Below are 337 nucleotides of genomic sequence, written 5' to 3' on the forward strand. Positions count from 1 at the left end.
GGGGGTATCCATGCATGACGTCATCAGTCCGCCCCCGAATTTCACACTCGCCATAGCGCCAGGTGTACCGTCTTCACGGCTGTCGGCGCTGCTTGCACTGCAGCGAGCGCAGGAGCCGGGCGTCGCGATGGCCGTGCGTGAAGTTTCGGATCAAGAGTTGATGACGGGCCTGCAGGAGGGCCGCTACGACGCGGGACTATCTCTTAGCGGTGCGGGGGATCACCTGACGAGTAGCCGGAGGCTATGGTGCGAAAGCATGGCCGTTGCGATACCACCGCGGTCCCGCTTAGTTAACCAGGCGAAGCTCACCATCTCAGATCTTCAGGATTATCCAATC

At 60.8% G+C, this 337-nt stretch carries 1 protein-coding gene; it reads left to right on the forward strand.

Translation table 11 applies throughout. From position 1 onward, the window contains the following. Positions 1-10: 10 nt before the first annotated feature. Positions 11-337, forward strand: a 327-nt coding sequence (locus RVY79_RS18270; protein WP_317465944.1) for a LysR substrate-binding domain-containing protein, incomplete at its 3' end; no start/stop codon positions are given.

Origin of the sequence: Chromohalobacter sp. HP20-39, from assembly GCF_033052815.1 — a bacterium.
Lineage (GTDB): Bacteria > Pseudomonadota > Gammaproteobacteria > Pseudomonadales > Halomonadaceae > Chromohalobacter.